The sequence below is a fragment of the Bradyrhizobium erythrophlei genome (assembly GCF_900129505.1).
GTDB lineage: Bacteria > Pseudomonadota > Alphaproteobacteria > Rhizobiales > Xanthobacteraceae > Bradyrhizobium > Bradyrhizobium erythrophlei_D.
The window spans coordinates 4,957,316-4,973,789 of record NZ_LT670818.1 but is presented as its reverse complement, the minus strand read 5'-3'; the positions used below and the strand labels follow the sequence as shown (position 1 = coordinate 4,973,789).

At 57.8% G+C, this 16,474-nt stretch carries 16 protein-coding genes; 7 read left to right on the top strand and 9 right to left on the bottom strand.

Features of this window, described 5'->3' with window-relative positions; genetic code table 11:
- Positions 1-238: 238 nt before the first annotated feature.
- The 9 genes from B5525_RS22945 to B5525_RS46460 all read right to left on the bottom strand — a co-directional run bounded on the left by B5525_RS22945 (position 239) and on the right by B5525_RS46460 (position 9,066).
- Positions 239-676 (bottom strand): tautomerase family protein, encoded by a 438-nt coding sequence (locus B5525_RS22945; RefSeq protein WP_079568043.1) that lies wholly within the window; start codon positions 674-676, stop codon positions 239-241.
- A 104-nt stretch (positions 677-780) separates the two neighbouring features.
- The gene (locus B5525_RS22940) at positions 781-1,560 is read right to left on the bottom strand and encodes an SDR family NAD(P)-dependent oxidoreductase (protein ID WP_079568042.1); all 780 of its coding nucleotides are present in this window, start codon (positions 1,558-1,560) and stop codon (positions 781-783) included.
- A 545-nt stretch (positions 1,561-2,105) separates the two neighbouring features.
- Positions 2,106-3,308, bottom strand: coding sequence for a patatin-like phospholipase family protein (locus B5525_RS22935; RefSeq protein WP_197687830.1), 1,203 nt, complete (start codon positions 3,306-3,308; stop codon positions 2,106-2,108).
- Positions 3,309-3,781: 473 nt separating this feature from the next.
- Entirely contained in the window at positions 3,782-4,375 is a 594-nt protein-coding gene (locus B5525_RS22925) for a sensor histidine kinase (RefSeq protein ID WP_079568041.1), read from the bottom strand.
- A gap of 166 nt (positions 4,376-4,541) precedes the next feature.
- The gene (locus B5525_RS22920; protein WP_079568040.1) at positions 4,542-5,291 is read right to left on the bottom strand and encodes a hypothetical protein; all 750 of its coding nucleotides are present in this window, start codon (positions 5,289-5,291) and stop codon (positions 4,542-4,544) included.
- 32 nt (positions 5,292-5,323) lie between these two features.
- The gene (locus B5525_RS22915; protein WP_244567543.1) at positions 5,324-6,547 is read right to left on the bottom strand and encodes an enoyl-CoA hydratase-related protein; all 1,224 of its coding nucleotides are present in this window, start codon (positions 6,545-6,547) and stop codon (positions 5,324-5,326) included.
- A 592-nt stretch (positions 6,548-7,139) separates the two neighbouring features.
- The gene (locus B5525_RS22905; protein WP_079568039.1) at positions 7,140-7,649 is read right to left on the bottom strand and encodes a cupin domain-containing protein; all 510 of its coding nucleotides are present in this window, start codon (positions 7,647-7,649) and stop codon (positions 7,140-7,142) included.
- Between the two features lie 94 nt (positions 7,650-7,743).
- Positions 7,744-8,334, bottom strand: a complete 591-nt coding sequence (locus B5525_RS46465) for a sensor histidine kinase (protein WP_244567542.1) — start codon at positions 8,332-8,334, stop codon at positions 7,744-7,746.
- A gap of 3 nt (positions 8,335-8,337) precedes the next feature.
- Positions 8,338-9,066: a hypothetical protein gene (locus tag B5525_RS46460; RefSeq protein ID WP_244567541.1), complete on the bottom strand. Its 729-nt coding sequence runs from the start codon at positions 9,064-9,066 to the stop codon at positions 8,338-8,340.
- A 334-nt stretch (positions 9,067-9,400) separates the two neighbouring features.
- On the opposite strand from B5525_RS46460, the gene B5525_RS22895 reads away from it, so the two are divergent.
- From B5525_RS22895 to B5525_RS22865, 7 genes are all read left to right on the top strand, one after another.
- Entirely contained in the window at positions 9,401-9,643 is a 243-nt protein-coding gene (locus B5525_RS22895) for a hypothetical protein (RefSeq protein WP_154073372.1), read from the top strand.
- A gap of 432 nt (positions 9,644-10,075) precedes the next feature.
- Complete coding sequence (locus B5525_RS22890) at positions 10,076-12,151, top strand: FUSC family protein (RefSeq protein ID WP_079568037.1); 2,076 nt, start codon at positions 10,076-10,078, stop codon at positions 12,149-12,151.
- Positions 12,152-12,192: 41 nt separating this feature from the next.
- A complete protein-coding gene (locus tag B5525_RS22885; protein WP_425305321.1) occupies positions 12,193-12,351 on the top strand; it encodes a DUF1656 domain-containing protein in 159 nt (52 codons plus the stop codon).
- A 6-nt stretch (positions 12,352-12,357) separates the two neighbouring features.
- The gene (locus B5525_RS22880; RefSeq protein ID WP_079568035.1) at positions 12,358-13,302 is read left to right on the top strand and encodes an efflux RND transporter periplasmic adaptor subunit; all 945 of its coding nucleotides are present in this window, start codon (positions 12,358-12,360) and stop codon (positions 13,300-13,302) included.
- Between the two features lie 113 nt (positions 13,303-13,415).
- Positions 13,416-14,363 (top strand): LysR family transcriptional regulator, encoded by a 948-nt coding sequence (locus B5525_RS22875; protein ID WP_079568034.1) that lies wholly within the window; start codon positions 13,416-13,418, stop codon positions 14,361-14,363.
- Positions 14,364-14,730: 367 nt separating this feature from the next.
- A complete protein-coding gene (locus B5525_RS22870; RefSeq protein WP_079568033.1) occupies positions 14,731-15,519 on the top strand; it encodes an N-acyl homoserine lactonase family protein in 789 nt (262 codons plus the stop codon).
- A gap of 74 nt (positions 15,520-15,593) precedes the next feature.
- Entirely contained in the window at positions 15,594-16,472 is an 879-nt protein-coding gene (locus B5525_RS22865) for an alpha/beta fold hydrolase (protein WP_244567540.1), read from the top strand.
- Positions 16,473-16,474 lie beyond the last annotated feature (2 nt).

Genomic DNA, 16,474 nt, shown 5'->3' with positions numbered 1-16,474 from the left:
GACACGCTGATATTGACTGGCACGATGCGATGGGGAAGCCCCCTTTCCTCAAGGAAAATTGTGTTCTTGTGGCCACTAGGCGTGGTCCAGTAGTGAAGCTCGATCATCAATTCGTCCTTTCGTCAGTCGAGTAGTGCGAGTGCCGGCGTCCCGGTTCGGGCGCCATAACCACGTCTTCATCACGTGCGCGTGGAGATGGCACGGGCGAGTCGCGAGGCCCCGGTTCGTTTGGAGTTGGTCAAGCCAAGCGCCTGAGCCGTTCCCGCGTGGCGTCGGGTAGCGACGAGAACCATGCGTCGTCCTCCTCGGGGGAGGGGGCGACGCGGCCGTGTTCCGCGATATTCGCTACGGGAATTTCGCACAGGAGGACCGTAACCGCTTCCTCGGTGGCGCCGCAGGCCCTGCCGACGTCCTGCATTATCCGTCGGACCATCTGGGTCCTCTGCTTGCTGGTTTTTCCGCTCCGGGTATCGCATCGAATCAATATCTGATCCGCAGGCGCCGGTCGGCCGGCGACGTACTGATTGCCCGGCGCAACGTCGTGGAAGATCACCTGGACCATATAGCGGGGCGACCCGGTCACCTCATGATATATGGCGGTGATACTTTGGGCGATTTCTGTTTTTTGGATTGGCGTCAGCCGTCCTAAAGCGGCAGTGCAAACGTAGATCGGCATCCCGATTCTCCTTTCCGTTTAATGCGAGGCCAAGCAATTGAAAGAACTGTTCGGAATCGCTCCGGCGATCGCCCCGAGGTTACGATCATGCTAGGTCCTGGAGCCTAAACAGCAGTCCACCCGCCATCCACCACGAGTGCGGCTCCCGTCATCATTGTCGAGGCGTCGCTCGCCAGGAAAACGGCGGCTCCCATGTAATCCTCTGGAACGGCGACGCGTCCGAACGCTATCCGAGAGGTGACCCAATCCTTAAATCCCGGCTCCTTGAAGAAGCCCGCTGTGAAGGCGGTCTCCACAAAGCAGGGTACGATTGTGTTGACGCGAATGCCCCACTTTCCGACGTCCCAGGCGAAAGCCTTCGTCATGCCCTCCAGGGCATGCTTACTTGCAGAGTACACGGTGCGTCGCGGGCTCCCGACGAGCCCCATGGCGGACGAGACGTTGATGATTGAGCCACGGATGTTTGCCTCAACCATGCCTTTTGCCACTTCGCGGGCGAGGTAGAACGGGGCCTTAATATTAAGCGCAAATACCTCATCGATATCTTGGTCCGGAACGTCTAGCAGGTTCTTCGGTCGGTTCATCCCCGCGCTATTGATGAGCACATCGAGGGGGCCTAAACGACCTACCTCCTTGGTCACCGCACTCGAGTCAGCAACATCGAGAACGACATAGGCGCAAGACCCCCCTCGGTTCGAGATCGCGCTGCACGCCGCTTTCAAGTCACTGTCGGACCGTGCAGCGAGAGTGACCTGTGCCCCCGCCTGCGCCAATGCGGCCGCTGCAGCGAATCCGATGCCCCGACTAGCTCCGGTCACTAGCGCCTTCTTCCCATCAAGCCTAAAGCTCGGTGTTGTCGGGGCAGTCAAAGAAATGTCCGTCATCTTGTTTCACTCCGAGGGGCATTGAGCCGCTCATTGCTGGGCTTGCTGCAACTTCTCCGCTTCAACACAAATATTGGTGGCGCAGCGTATGGCAGCATATCCTTCAAATCTACGCACGTGCTGATAATTAGATGCATATGCTGATAATTCAAGCAATCGATCAACCAAAGGACTTCACAAGGTCGGCAACGAGGAAGGGCGCGACCAGGGCAGCACATTGCGGACGACGACGCACCGCAGATCGAGCTCGCTATCGTAGATCTGGTCGCGGATGCAGAACTCGTAGCTGCGGGAAGTCAAGGTCGTGATGATGACCGAGATCGGCGCAAGCGACGTGTCGAGATCCTGAAAATTAATGTCGCGGTGGCGTTCCAGTGACGCGGACGGTCCCAGCGTCGCGCGGGCGGGGCGAGCTGGGACCGTCTCAGCGGGCCGGCTCTACTCGGAGGAGATTGCCCGCTGTCAATCATGTGTGTTCGAACCATCGCGACGCCAAGTTCAGTAGCTTCATGATCGGTCAAATTGGCGGGATCGCCGAACAAAGATTACGTTTTGCCGCGAAGAGCAACTACACGCTGGGATATTATGTTCGACGAAGCCTTCGAGGTATCCCCTGTCGGACTCTTCGCGCGAACGTCGAATGTGCGCGCTCCAAGCTCCGGTGGCATCAGCTCCAGCCACGGCGCAGCCATTATCGTTTCTTGCGCATCCGCGAGACCTTGCGCCCAACGCGCTTCCATTGTCGGGCGGTCGAATTCATAGTCCTTTGATTGTCCCAGCGCGCGCTCTGGACGGTAAATCAGTTGAACGATGTCCATGGTAGTCACGCAACGGAATTCGTTGATCAAGGCAACTTCCGGGCCGGTTCTCAAATCGTTTGGAAGTCTCTCCCAGAGCATGTTAATGCTGTGGCGCAGATCGTGGAGCTGCCGCAATATGTCCGTACCTGCCCGCGTTCGGCTGGAATAGCGGATATCCTTGTCCCGTTCGGCCACCTCGTTCAAGTTTCCTGGCAGGGGACCGCGAGCTGGGAAAAGATCCACCTGGAAAACGAGATGGCTACGGCGCGGGTGATACTCGATGACATATTGCAGCGGCGTATTGGACACTAGGCCACCGTCCCAATAGTGCTCTCCGTCTATTTCCACTGAGGGAAAGCCTGGCGGCAACGCGCCGCTCGCGAGAACGTGCTCCGGCCTTATCTCGGTCTCCGCATTATCGAAGTACGCGAAATTGCCTGTCCGGACGTTTACGGCTCCTATGCTAAAGCGCATTTCTTGGGAATTAATCCGGTCGAAATCGACGAGCCGCTCCAAGGTGGATTTCAGCGAGCTTGTGTCGTAGTAGCTGGTCGGCGTGTGACCGAACCACCAGTCGGAAGGCTTTCGCGGTGCGAAGAAGTGAGACTGGCCGAAAATCAACGCATTCAGTGCACTGATTTGCTTGCCGAGGTCGAAAGGCAAACTCGCGCCGTTAACGAGGTCAGATATCCATACGGGCCATGTCGTGGGCGTTGTTATCGTGCGCCAGAATTCACGCAGTTTTTCAACCCGCATTTGCGGTGAATTTCCTGCGATCAGGGCAGCATTGATCGCACCGATCGAGATGCCGGCAACCCAGTCGGGTTTGTAGTCCGACGAAGCGAGCGTTTCGTAAACGCCGGCTTGGTAGCTTCCAAGGGCACCTCCGCCTTGTAGGACGAGTGCAACCCTCTTCGTGTACGATTCTGTCCGTGAGGCAAGCTTCATTGTCCGTTCTCTGCTTTTGATCGACAGTACTCCTCCGAGGTCCACGCCCAAGTAGACATCCGGCCGAAACCCCGAATTCAGTTAGTCATGAACCTCAAAGCCGCCGAAGACGTTCGGCTTAACGAAACCGGAATCGTCACTTCTTGAGATTCCGGCGACCAACCCAAACTGATGCGCATCCTTATTTCCGGCTTCCGGGCGAGGGAGTGAACCAACCAAGGTACACGCCGTTCGGCAGTGTCCAAGGCGTCAGTTAGCGAGGCGTAGATAATGTGCGAATAGTGATGTAAGGGCGTCCATCGCCCGCCATCTTCGAAATCCCGCCTTAATTCCTCAAATCCGTAGCTGCCATCTGCCCTTAAAAAAATGTCCACGCATCTGTCATGCTCCGCATTTTCTATGCTGACGAAGACCGTCCATGATTTCTTGGTACGCTTCGACATGGGCTTGAATGGCGGTGATCACGTTGTCGCTTAAAACGACCTTCGAAATCTCAGTGCTTGGAATGGGAACACAAGGATGGAGCTTGACCCCTGTGGTCCAAAGCTCTGCTCAAGTCTTCCATTGAGACATCTCACCAGTTGCTGAACAATGGTCAGGCCACGTCCATGCTGGATCCTTTGCCGAGTCGTTCCATTGTCCGACACCCGGCACTCGACAAAATGGCCTGCGGGCCACAACTCTACCCACACCTCGCCTTCTGTTCCATTGAATGCGTGCCGGGCGGAATTGGTGACGAGTTCGTATACGATCAATCCAAGCCGCCAGCACCGCTCGGATGACATCGACAGCGGACGGACGGCGAGAACGAGCCGTATATTGTTCGATTCCAACTTTGATCGGCTAATGGAAAGGCACAATTGTCTGAGATATTGGGCTGCATCGATATACGTTTGATGTTCAGGCACCTGAAGGGTTCGAAGGACATCGGCGTAGCTATGCAGACGTTCGCTAACGTTAGCGAGAACGGCTTTGACGTCGCTGCTGCCGGAGCGGGCCGCTGCAAGCGAAATGGCGTTGATCGCAGATGCCAATTCATTGTTAATCCGATGCGACAATTCCTGCATCAGAAGCGCTCCCTCGGGAAACGCGTTTTGGCTAGTTGGCTCCAAGCTGGCCTCCTCTTTGTCCAGGTTTCAAACTTGCCGCCTCCCTCACATTTTTACTCAACCGCGCAACGTATCGATCTGCCATGTCGTGGCGCCCCCCGCTGACCGAGACGTCGCCCAAGTCCTATACGGAACGCGAACCATCGATGTGAGACAGCATCGACTCGTAGAGTTCGCGCCCCCCGGGTCGTCCCCTCGCGGGGAGAATGCGGGTGTAAGGTAAACTCTGACACATCATCAACGCCGCGCGCTGCGGCATCGGCTGATGCCGGTATCGCCTGCCAGGAGAAACATTCACGACAATATCTCCTGTGATCAGGATACGGTCTCGCGGCAGGCCGACGATAATCCATTCGCCGCGCCCCCTTGCTAAGCGACGAACTTCGATCGGCTCGCCACTGATGATTTCGATGCCCGCTCGAGCACGGTTCGGCGTCGGAAAGGCGTCGAAGTTTGACTGTTCGCTATCAAGGCGACTACCGCTCGAAGAGGTTGCATATCGACGAAAAATGGGCTTGGCGAAGGTCCGACACCATTTCTCTAGGTAGCGCCAGGCGATCGCTCCCTCGTTGCCGCCGACGACAATCAACTGATCCAGAAGTTCGATGACGTGAAAGGAGTCTCGAGCTTCAGCCTCATCGAACGAAAAGGTGTGGACCCGTGCTCGTGCCCCCTGAGAGACGTCAACCCGGATGCTAAGCTGGGGCACCGAAGGCTCAAGTGGTGCGGCAAACGTCGGCGACGCCAACATCGCCGCCACTGCGCCTAGAACAGTACGTCGCGTCACAACGCTCGGTTCGCAGGGCTGCGTTCTTCGATAAGTCTTCTGCAGCACCTTGATCTCCACCATTGGTTCTAGCAACGGGTTGGCCATGACACGCTCGCTCGTCCTTGATGGAAGGAGGCCTACTTGCCTCGGTAGACGGGCTGGCGTCCCTCCGCCTCAGCCTTGCGGCCCTCAATGAAGTCCTCGGTGCGGAAGAGCCCGCCAAATTGCTCATTGAGCTTGCCAAACGCCGCCGCTTCAGACTCATCGATCGAGAGGTGCGCGGACTCCAACGTAGTCTTAATGCCGAGCGGCCCGGAGGCGGCGATTTTTCGGGCCAGTCCGATCCCTGCTTCCAGCGCCTTGGCCGGGTTGGGAGCGATCTCCTGGATAACGCCCATCCGATAGGCCTCTTCGGCACCCCAGTGGTCGCCGGTCAGCATGTAGCGCATGGCGTTTCCCCATCCGGTTTCCCGGAGAAATCGGATCGTCGCGCCGCCACCAGGAAACCGTCCGTGCGTGTTTTCGTCTTGGCCAAACCGCACATCAGCGCTGGCCACCCGGATGTCGGCCACCAAGTGCAGTTCGTGGGCCATATTCCAAGTATCCCCGTGGACAACCGCGATCAGGGGTTTGCTGAGCTGCTGGCTCCTCGCGAAGGGATCGAGCATGCCCTCCTTCATCGCGAACGGCTTGCCGGTTTTGGCCAAGGGCACGAAGGCGTCAACGTCGATGCCGCGGGAGAAGTTCTCGCCGTGTCCGAAGAACACCGCCGCCCGTAGACTAGGGTCGTTGTCGAAGTCGTAGTACGCCTTTGCCAGTCTGAAAAAGGCGTCCGGGTCAAACCTGTTGTAGATCTGTGGTCGATTGACTCCGATCAGGACGATCTCGCCGCGCCGCTCGACGGTGATCTTAGCTTGGGGGGAGAGCGGAATGTCGGCCATGCGGCCTTTGTCGTTGAGACTTGGAACGGCCGTCTTCGGTGCGTACTGCATCTCGCCCTTGCCGAACGACCAATCCTCGCGCCCATCGTCCACCAAGTTGATCCAGACATCCTCTTTGCGGATACCGGCCTTCGCGTGAATTTCGTCGGCAATGCGCTGGTAGAACTGCTTCTTGACGTCGGTCGTGCGGCCGCCGACCCAGGTCACCTGGATGATAATGAGGTCCGGCGAGTATTGGATGCCAAGATAGCCTTCGTCCGGATAGATAATCTCGTCCGCGCTGTGACGGGTCACTACCTGAAACTTGTCGCTGATCGGTACATTCGCAATTTCGATCATGGCGGCGTAGACGGCTTGGCTGACGACTCGAACGCGCTCGGCGGGCGCGTCCTTGTTGATGTCGATTCTGACGACTGGCACTGCGGTCTCCGTTCTCTCATTGACCATCACCATCGCCTAAAGCTAATCCTTAGGTCGCCATACATGAAATCGTATGTTTTTATGCGTCGAATAAACCCGATCGATCGCCTCCGAGACTCGCCGCCGTCGTTCCCTTGATCAGCAGATCGAACGATGTTGGCGTGGCGTCGCAAAAAGGCGGTGTTCGTCCCTCGACAACGTCGTCAGCCGAGCGGGTCTCTCGTAGAGGTGGGGGGCTTATGAACGGATTAATCTTGGAGCCGTCGGCAGGCCGGGCGAGTTCGAGGTGCGACCCACCACGCATGCTGGTGCGCTTATTCGTAAGGCGGGCAGCCGCGACGGCGCACCGAAAGCGGAATGAGGAAAGCGGCTTAGCACGAAGACGTGGAAAAACCTTCCTTTGACGTCCGTCGATCCGCGGCCGGCGCGCCCTAACCCGGCCCTAAGGGACCGGGCCTGCGGCACGCAAGACGGTCAAAACGGGCTTGCCAAAACACCTGGCCTATCCAAAGCAACCGTCATTACGGCTTCCAGCTCTTGCCAGATCCGCTTGCACATACAACGGATGTGTATGGAAGTGCTTGTGAACCGTTCAGCGCGAAGAAACCGGTTGTTCTGCAACCAAGGCGCCAGCCGGCGGATGAAGGATGACCGGTGTCCCCTTTGAGCCCAAAAATACCGCAAGAAAGCGAAGCGGTATTTGCCCCTCGTTTCGTCCGCGGTGCCATTTCGTTTGCGACTGCAGGAACGCTTGGCCCGTATGGAACGTCTGCCGCTTGCCATCGACGAACTCAAGCGTAAGGTCGCCTTGAAGAACATAGAGATAGGCAGGAACTGGATGAATCATCCAACGCGAAACGCCTCCTGGAGGAACCGTCAGGACATCCGACGAAACCACAGGCTCGGGCGTACTGAGATAATGTAGTGGCTCGCCAGCCGAAGTGGTGTTGAGATCTGGCAGGCTCGCGATGGATTCGGATCCGCCCGTTGTTTGCGTCTTATCAGCGACAGGTTGCGCGAGCGCTGATGATGTAAGCAGTGCGGCGAGCGCCGCTACGTAGACGGATACATGGGTGAGAGTTTTCCTTGACTGATTTTGCATGATTGACTCCGTTATTTGTAGGACATTCAGCCTTCGTCGATTTGATCGATGAAGTCATTTACAGCGCGCAACCGGTTCTTCGGCAACTTGAAGGTCAACCGATAGAGGTCCCTCTGGTAGCACCGGCAGCGCCGCTGATTGAAGTTGCCCCGATTACTATCTCTGCCACAAAACCTGGCCCGGGAAGGATATTGAAGCGAAAACCGTGCAGTTTGACGATCGCCGCGACCAGGCTCAGACCCAGCCCCAAGCCCTTGATATGGCGACTTCGATCTGATCGGTAGAATCGCTGCACGACCAGATCGCGCTCGTCTTCACGCACGCCCGGACCGGTGTCGGCCACTCGCACGAAGCCGTCTCTGCCGCGGCTTGTGAGACAAAGGTCAACACGCCCGCTTTCCGGTGTGTACTTGATGGCATTGTCGACGAGATTGGCAATCGCCTCGAAAAGAAGGTCGCGATCACCGCGCACAATCAGCTCCGATTCCTTTCTCACCCTGAATGTGAGCTGCTTCTCCTCGGCGAACGGCTCGTAAAGTTCCCCGATCTCGTCCACCAGGTCGGCCAGCCCAATGTCGCTGAACCCATCCGTGCGTCGAGTCCGCTCGATGTCGCGAATGCGCAAAAGCGCGGTAACGATCGAGATCGCGTGATCGATGCGCGCGATGGCTTTGTCAACGGCCATCCGTCAGTCCGCGACCGACTTGGCACCGGCGCGCGCTCGGTCGAGGCCGATCCGGATGGCCGTGAGCGGCGATCGCAGGTCGTGCGCGATGTCGTCGCCGACGCTGGCCAAGCCACGGACCATCATCTCGATTTCGTCCAGCATCCCGTTGACCAAAGCAGCGAGCCTGTCCAGGGGCTCGTCCGTGCCGTTTGCCGGTAGCCGTTGCTGTAGCTCGCCTGACACGATGCGCTGGACGCGCGTACTCATTTCCGAAACGCGCTGCTGCTCGCGGGTCCCAAGGACTACCGCTGCAAAGAGTGCGAGTCCGAATCCAGGAAGCAGGCCGAAGACCAGGCCTCGCTTCACGACCTCGGCGGTTTGCTCGTTGTAATTGGTGCTCCACGCTACAACGAGCGTCTCGCCGTTCGGCAGGCGGCGTGCGATGGCGCGGACGGATTCTTCCTCGCGCCCGGAGAAGCTGTTGCGAACAACCGATGCATCCTGGGGAGCGCTATCGACGTGCAATCCGCGTGGAAAGCTCCCGATATTACCCGCGAGCCGATTTCCCGCGGCGTCGAACAACCCTGTTGGCTTGACGCGGCGCGGGTCCTGTCGCAACCGCTCATAGAAGGCGGCCATGCGGCCTTGCCGCGCCTCGCCGACAATGAAATTGGCTTCCTCCGTGACCAACGAATCCAGTTGCGCGACCATGTAGTTGGTCGCCTGGTGATAGACGAATCCGAAGCTCAAGAGGATCGTAAGGGCAACCACACCAAATATTTGAAAGGTCCGTTTGAGAATCGTCCTCCGCATAAAAGCGGCACAGCGCAGGGAACGGCCTCCTGGCCGCGCAGGTCGATCGTCAGCGGCCCGGGACCATCGGACCCTGCTGCGCAGCAATCCATTTGTTTGTGGACCGGTCCGTCTCAAGTGACCTTCCTGCCTCTGCTCAGTTGTGGCTTCAAGATCCCTTGGACATGTTTCCGAGCCGGCGAACGGTTTGGCCAACTCGCTGCGCGATCTGAAGCGGAAACAGGCGCCGAGGCAGCTCAAACGGCGGTTAGATGCGGAGAGTTGAAGAACATTGTCGGTGCCCGCCCTCCTCACTGTCGCCCGCCGTAAACTAGGCATGGCGCTGGACTTTTGGCGATCCTGCCTCGTCGTAACGGCCCTCGACAACGTGGTGGCGTGGTATTTATCCATTTCAACTAACATCCTCGATGCGGTGGCTCGCGAGCCGGGAAGGCTGCTAATCGCCGCCGACACAAAGCGCGGCAAGCCCGACATCGACGATAGATGGTGCGACGACAATCATGACGACGGCTGACAAGGCTTGACGAAAGCCAACGCTGCTTCGCCCCAGCTCCTCGACAAAGCTAAGTCCTAGGTCGTCATAAATGAAATCGTATGTTTCTATTGGTGGAATAGATACGATTTATCAACCGTGCCCGGAGCTCAGCCTCCGCTTTATTGCAAGCAGCTAGGACCTTCTGCGCGGTCAAATGAAAATCGAGGATCCGCCGGAGGGAGAGGGACGCCTCGGGAGGAACACCCTTCATCGAACCTCCTCTTCCGTCATGGCTACTATCAAAGCGCAGAGCGCGTGCTATCGCGACCCAATTGCGGCCTTCGTTCAAACCGTGGCGGATCTAGTCGAGATTCAAACTATAACTCCTGTCTATCTCATTTATCGAAACAACGTATTTCCTTTATGGGCAGTCAATAAGTATTTTGAGCGCAAGACGACGAAGCGCGAACAATGGAAAACGGAATTAATTGGAGTGTGGTGACGGCAGAACGCAGTGCAGGTGGCAGATCGCAGAGGACGTTCGCGAACGCCGCGCGGGCGGCGGCCCCACCGCTGCTGTTCGGTTTCAGGCTGTGGGCCTCCGTTTGCCTTGCTCTCTTCGTTGCGTTCTGGTTGGAGCTCGACAATCCCTACTGGGCGGGCGCCTCCGCGGCCATCGTGTGTCAGCCATATCTCGGGACCTCGCTGCGCAAGTCTCGCTACCGTCTCATCGGAACTCTCGTCGGAGCTACGATGATCGTCGCGCTGACGGCCTGCTTTCCCCAGAATCGCATCGGCTTTCTCATCGGCCTCGCGCTATGGGGTGGGGTTTGCGCATTCGCGGCCACACTGTTCCGCAACTTCGCCTCCTACGCGGCGGCGCTCGCCGGCTACACTGCGGCAATAATAGGGACCGACACACTCGGTGCAACAGGCGGCGCAAGCAGCGAGGTGTTCATGTTGGCCATCACACGCACCAGCGAAGTCTGGATCGGCATTTTGTGTGCGGGTGCCGTCCTCGCCGTAACTGATTTCCGCGACGCCGCAGAAAGGCTTGCGGAGATGTTTGCGGCGGTATCAAGCGATATTGCTGCTCGATTTGGGACCAGTTTGAGACTTGCCGGATCGCATGACGGGGATGCGCAGCAACCGGCCCGACGAGAGCTCATTCGACGGGTCACCGTGCTTGACAAGATGATCGACGAGACGATCGGCGAATCCTCAACAATTCGCAATTACTTGCCCGTTTTGCAGGGCGCCATTGACGGGCTGTTTGCCTCACTCGCCGCCTGGCGCAGCATTGCAGTGCGCCTCATTAAAACTCCACCTGAGGTCGCTAACGAGGAAGCGAATGCCATTCTGCGCTGCATTCCAGAAGAAATGTGTTCCGGGCTGCCGGCTGGCGATGCGACGTTCTGGATAGCCGATCCCATCGCCCTGCGAAGCCGTTGCGAGGCGGCAGTCCGAACGCTCATTGCCCTGCCGACCAGCACAGCCTCCCTGCGGTTGCTTGCCGATCAGACCGCAAGTGTTCTCGTGGGGTTCGCAGCGGTGCTCGAGGCGATGGCCTTGCTTGTGGCCGATCCAGCACGTCGGTGTCCTCGCCGTCGCGGCTTCAAAATCTACGTTCCTGATTGGCTGCCTTCTCTCGTCAGTGCCGGCCGCGCATTCCTAGCGATCGGAGCGGCCGAGCTATTCTGGGTCTTCACCACCTGGCCAGACGGCGGCGCTGCGATCGTCTTTGTCGCAATTGTAGTTCTGTTGCTTTCGTCCCGAGCCGAACTGGCCTACGCCGACGCCACCGCATTCACGCTAGGTACGACGGCGGTTATTCCCATCGCAGCGGCGATTAAGTTCGCCCTGCTGCCAGGGCTTGAGTCATTCCCCGCCTTTTGCATAGCCTTAGCTGCTTTTCTGATACCGCTCGGCGTTGCGATGGCCGCAACTCGGCAGCATCCCGCTTTGGTCATATGCACCGCTATCTTTGTGCGCGTGCTCCAACCCACGAACGAGATGAGCTACGACACCGCGCAATTCTATAATTCTGCACTGGGACTCTTTGTGGGCGTCGCGGTGGCGCCTCTGTCGTTTTTACTCGTGCCACCTCTATCTTCATCCTTCCGAACCAAGCGGCTTCTTAACCTAACCTTGCGCGACCTGCGGCACCTTGCAATGGATCGTCTTTCAGTAAGTGCTGAAGATTGGCGGGGCCACATATTCAGTCGACTCGCGGCATTACCGGAACGCGCCCAGCCTTTGGCGCGCGCGCAGTTTTTGGCAGCCGCGTTTCTGGGGGCTGAGATCATCCATCTTGGTCATGATGCCGCTGCGTTCGAGTTGCAGTTGCAGTTTGACGCCGCACTGCAAACATTTGCGGAGGGAAATACCGCCGCCGCAATTGCTCAACTCAGGCAGCTGGATCATCGCCTGGCCTCAACGGAACAAGTCGACACTCGGCTCGCCGCACGTACTCGCGGCCGCATCCTTGCGATCTGCGACGCCCTCGTCGACCACCATGCATACTTCGACACAGGGGCGTCTGCTTGAGGTTTTCCGAAATTAACCTACTCGGCGTCTACGTTGCGCCGATGTCGATGCTGATGCTGATAGCTTGGCTCGCGACGCTTGCTTTGTTGAGGGTGTCCGGGCGATTCGGGTTGCTGCGTCATGTATGGCACCCGGCGCTGTTCGCCCTTGCCATCTACGTAATCGCCCTTTCCTCGATGGTACTTGTCATAGCACGCTGAGGTCGGATGTTACAGGTTGCAGAAAAAACGGGAGCCACCAATAACGTCATTGTTCGCGGCAAAGCGCGACGGCGCCGCGTCAAGATCGTTCGGGTGTTCATTACGCTCACCACAGTTGGCATTGCTATCTTACTGGGCCGCGCGATGTGGGACGCATATATGATCGCGCCCTGGACGCGTGACAGCGTGGTCCGCGCCTATGTCGTCACGATGGCGCCAGAGGTATCGGGGCGCATTGTGGAGATGCCGCTGCGCGACAACCAGTTCGTGCGCAAGGGCGATATGTTGATGGTCATCGATCCGACCGACTACAGGATAGCTATTGACCTTGCAGAAGCGAGCGTACTGCAGGCCAAGGCTACCGCTGAAAACGCACAAACCGAGGCGGAACGCCGGCGCAAGCTGAGCGATCTAGCCGAGACGATCGAAGATAGGCAGAGCCATGAAGCAATCGCATTGGCGACCCACGCGCAACATCGGCAGGCTATTGCCCAATTGGATCGGGCGAAAGTTAATCTCGAGCGCACAGAGATTCGTTCGCCGGTGAATGGATGGGTAACCAATCTCCTGGCACAAAAGGGAGATTATGCCAACGTTGGACAGAACGTAATTTCCGTTATTGATGCAGATTCCTATTGGGTCGATGCCTATTTCGAGGAAACGCAACTTGCGTCCATCCGTGACGGCGATCTTGCGAAGATCAAGTTGATGGGGAGTAGCAAAATTGTCACCGGCGAGGTCGTTGGCATCGCCCGCGGCATCAACGTCGCGAACGCGCAACCCAACCAGCAGGGTCTTGCCGAGGTCAACCCGATCTTCACGTGGGTGCGCTTGGCCCAGCGGGTGCCTGTGCGAATCGAGCTTACGAACGTACCCAACGGCGTGCGCCTGGTCGCCGGCTTGACCGCGACGGTGCAGGTTGAGCCACGTAGTCAGCCTTCTAGATGGTGACCGAGATGGCGAGCAGACCGCGTTTGGCTTGGCCATCTTCCCAAGGCTGATCCTTGACTTGACATAAATGAATTCCTAGCTTTTCGCGAGTCTCATAAATTTGGTCTATTGCCATGGAACTCTATCAGATCCGACACTTCGCCGCGGTCGCAGAGACCGGTAGCTTCACAAAGGCAGCAATTAGGGCGGCCGTATCGCAGCCTGCGCTCTCCGCTTCGATAGCGAAGCTCGAAGAAGAAGTTCGGTCGAAGCTGTTCCACCGATCGCCGAAAGCAGTCACTCTGACCCCAGCTGGTCGTCGATTTCATGTAACAGCTCAGGAGGTTCTAAGTGCTTGCAACAAAGTGAAGGCTGAGCTTCGCGCAAGTGTCGCCGACCGGCCTCTCCGGATCGGAGTGCTGCGCACGTTGCCGTCCACGCAACTCGCGCGTCTCATAGAAACCTTGCAACGCGAGCTATCAGAAACGCGGATTGAGCTTGTCGATGGAACGCAAGAACAATTGCATGCTCAACTCGCGGGCCGCAAGTTGTTGACATGCATCTCCACAAAAGTGGCGAGCGAACCCGGGCAGCGCTCTGTCGAGCTACTAAGGGAAGATTATGGACTGGTCGTTAGCCTCAACCATCGCTTTGCTTCTTACGAAAGTGTCCAATTATCCGATCTGAGTGGCGAGCCGTTCATCGTTCGATCTCATTGTGAAACCTTTCAAGGTACAACGAAGCTCTTGGCGGAGCGCGGAATACGTTCGCGGGTAGTCTATAAGACAGATCAGGACGATCGCGCCCTCGCATTGGTGGGAGCCGGCATGGGCGTCGCGCTGATGCCATCGATTTTCGATGCGCCCAACGTGAAGAAAGTCCCAGTTCGTGATTTCGAAGCATTTCGCGTAATCTCCTTGCATTGGAACGAGGACGTTGCGGACGATCGACTCGATCGGGTCGTTGCCTTTGCCACCACGCACAACTGGGCATCATCCGATCGGGAAGTTCGAACCCCCTCGTCGATTGTCCGGCCTACCAGATCTCGCTTGGGCCCAAAACGCATATCCGTCACGCGGTAAGCGGCCGCGGGAAGTGTCGGTCCCAGCGAACCCGCCAAACATGGCTGACCTTCGTTAGCCGCAGCGTTCGCTCGACTGCGCAGGAAGTTTTGCCGTTTTTGCACTTGCTTCCGCCAGACGGGTCCGTAACGACGATTGATTGCCGCTCATTCCTCCGACGTCACGCTTCGCAACCCTGAAGAGCGGATTTTATTTCGCTGATGTTCGGCAATGCCGAACGTCGGTGAGACCGACCCCGTTGGTAGATCGTAGAAAGGTTGTCGAGCCTACCCGATCGCCTCTGCGCGAAAGGCTATGCCCGGCGCGTCCCCAGCTCCAAACGGCAGATGCTTCGCGCTTCGCCAACGGAAAATGACTCGGAGAGTGTATGACTGATCTTCGAATGAGCGCAATGAACGTTGGACCGCTTAGCGTTGATGCCAACCTTCTTGTCGCATTTGCACCAGGCCGCCTTGATGTTCCAACAACCGCGGCTGTGATCGTCCATCCGAACCATGGCGTTGTGCTATGGGATACTGGCATCAACGGTATGGTTGCGGATCCGGACCAACGAGACGCTTATTGGGGAGCAAATGTAGCCATCGCGTTTGGTCCGCATGCATTCAAACGTGAGCACGCTATTGACGCTCAATTGGAGAAGTTGGGAATCAAGCCAAACGACGTGCGTTACGTTCTGTATTCCCATCTGCATCTCGATCATGCCGGTGGCATGTCGTATTTTCCTGGTGCCGTCCACGTCGTTCAACGCGATGAGATCCGGTACGCCATGTGGCCGGACGCCTGGACGAGCCCGGTCTATTGCCAGAACGACTTTCGTGACATCCGGAAGCTAAACATTCTCGAAATTGATGGTGACTTCGACCTGTTTGGGGACGGCACGCTGCGGCTGCTGAAGACCTCCGGTCACGCTCCCGGACATCAGGTTTTGCTCATCAATCTGTCGCACCGTGGACGGATCTGTATGGCTGCGGATACTGGTCACCAGCGCAGCGGCTTCGACAACATGGTTCCCATGCCTTGGGATTGGAGCACGAGCGCTATGTCTATGACGCGGATGCGTATGAAACAGTTTGAGCGGAGCGGCGTGCCGATATTTCTCTGCCACGACGCTGGCGATTTCGCGAAGCTGCCGCAGAACGGCGAGTTCTGGGACTGAGAGCCCCGTTCGGAGCAGAAACCGAGCAACGCCCCCTGAGAACGAGGCGCTCCGTTCCGCCTCCTAATATAAAGATGAGTATTGAGATGACACCGAATCCAAAGCACCATACCATTGCCGTTAATGGGATCCGAATGCATGTCGCAGAAGCGGGAGGGGGCGCACCGGTCGTCCTGCTTCATGGCTATCCTGAGACCTGGTACGCGTGGCGCAAGCAATGGCCTGAACTAGCCCACCACTATCACGTAATCATGCCCGATTTGCGCGGGTACGGCGACACCGACAAACCCGATATCGGCTACGACAAGCGAACGATGGCGGAAGACGTTCGGCAGGTTGCCGCTCATTTCGGTTACGAGCGTATTGCACTCGTCGGCCACGATCGCGGCGCTCGGGTCGCGACACGCTTCGCAAAAGATCACCGGGACATGGTCGATCGTCTTGCAGTGCTGGACAACATCCCGACCCGCGTCGTCTTCAACGCGACGGATGCGAAGCTCGCGAAGCTCTATTGGTTCTTCTACTTCCAACAGGTCCCGCATCTGCCTGAAGCGCTGATCCGGGGACGGGAGGAGATCTTCCTCCGTCATTTCTATAGCACCTGGTGCTACAACCCCAGCGCAATCGAAGAGGCCGCCGTCGCCGAATACGTCCGTGCTTATTCCCAGCCTGGTGCCTTACGGGGAGCGTTCAACGACTATCGCGCGGGGCCGATCGATCTGAAACAGGACATCGAGGATGAGGACAATCTAATCGACTGTCCGGTGCTCGCAGTCTGGGGCTCCGACTTCGAACTTGTCGGCAAGGAATTTGACGTGCTGGAGGTTTGGAAGGGATTGGCGCGCAACGTACGTGGAGTCGCGATCCCCGAGTGCGGACACCTCCCCCAAGAAGAACAGCCGGAACGCGTGAATCAGGAGCTGCGAGAATTCCTGCGTGGATGGGGTGGGTGAAA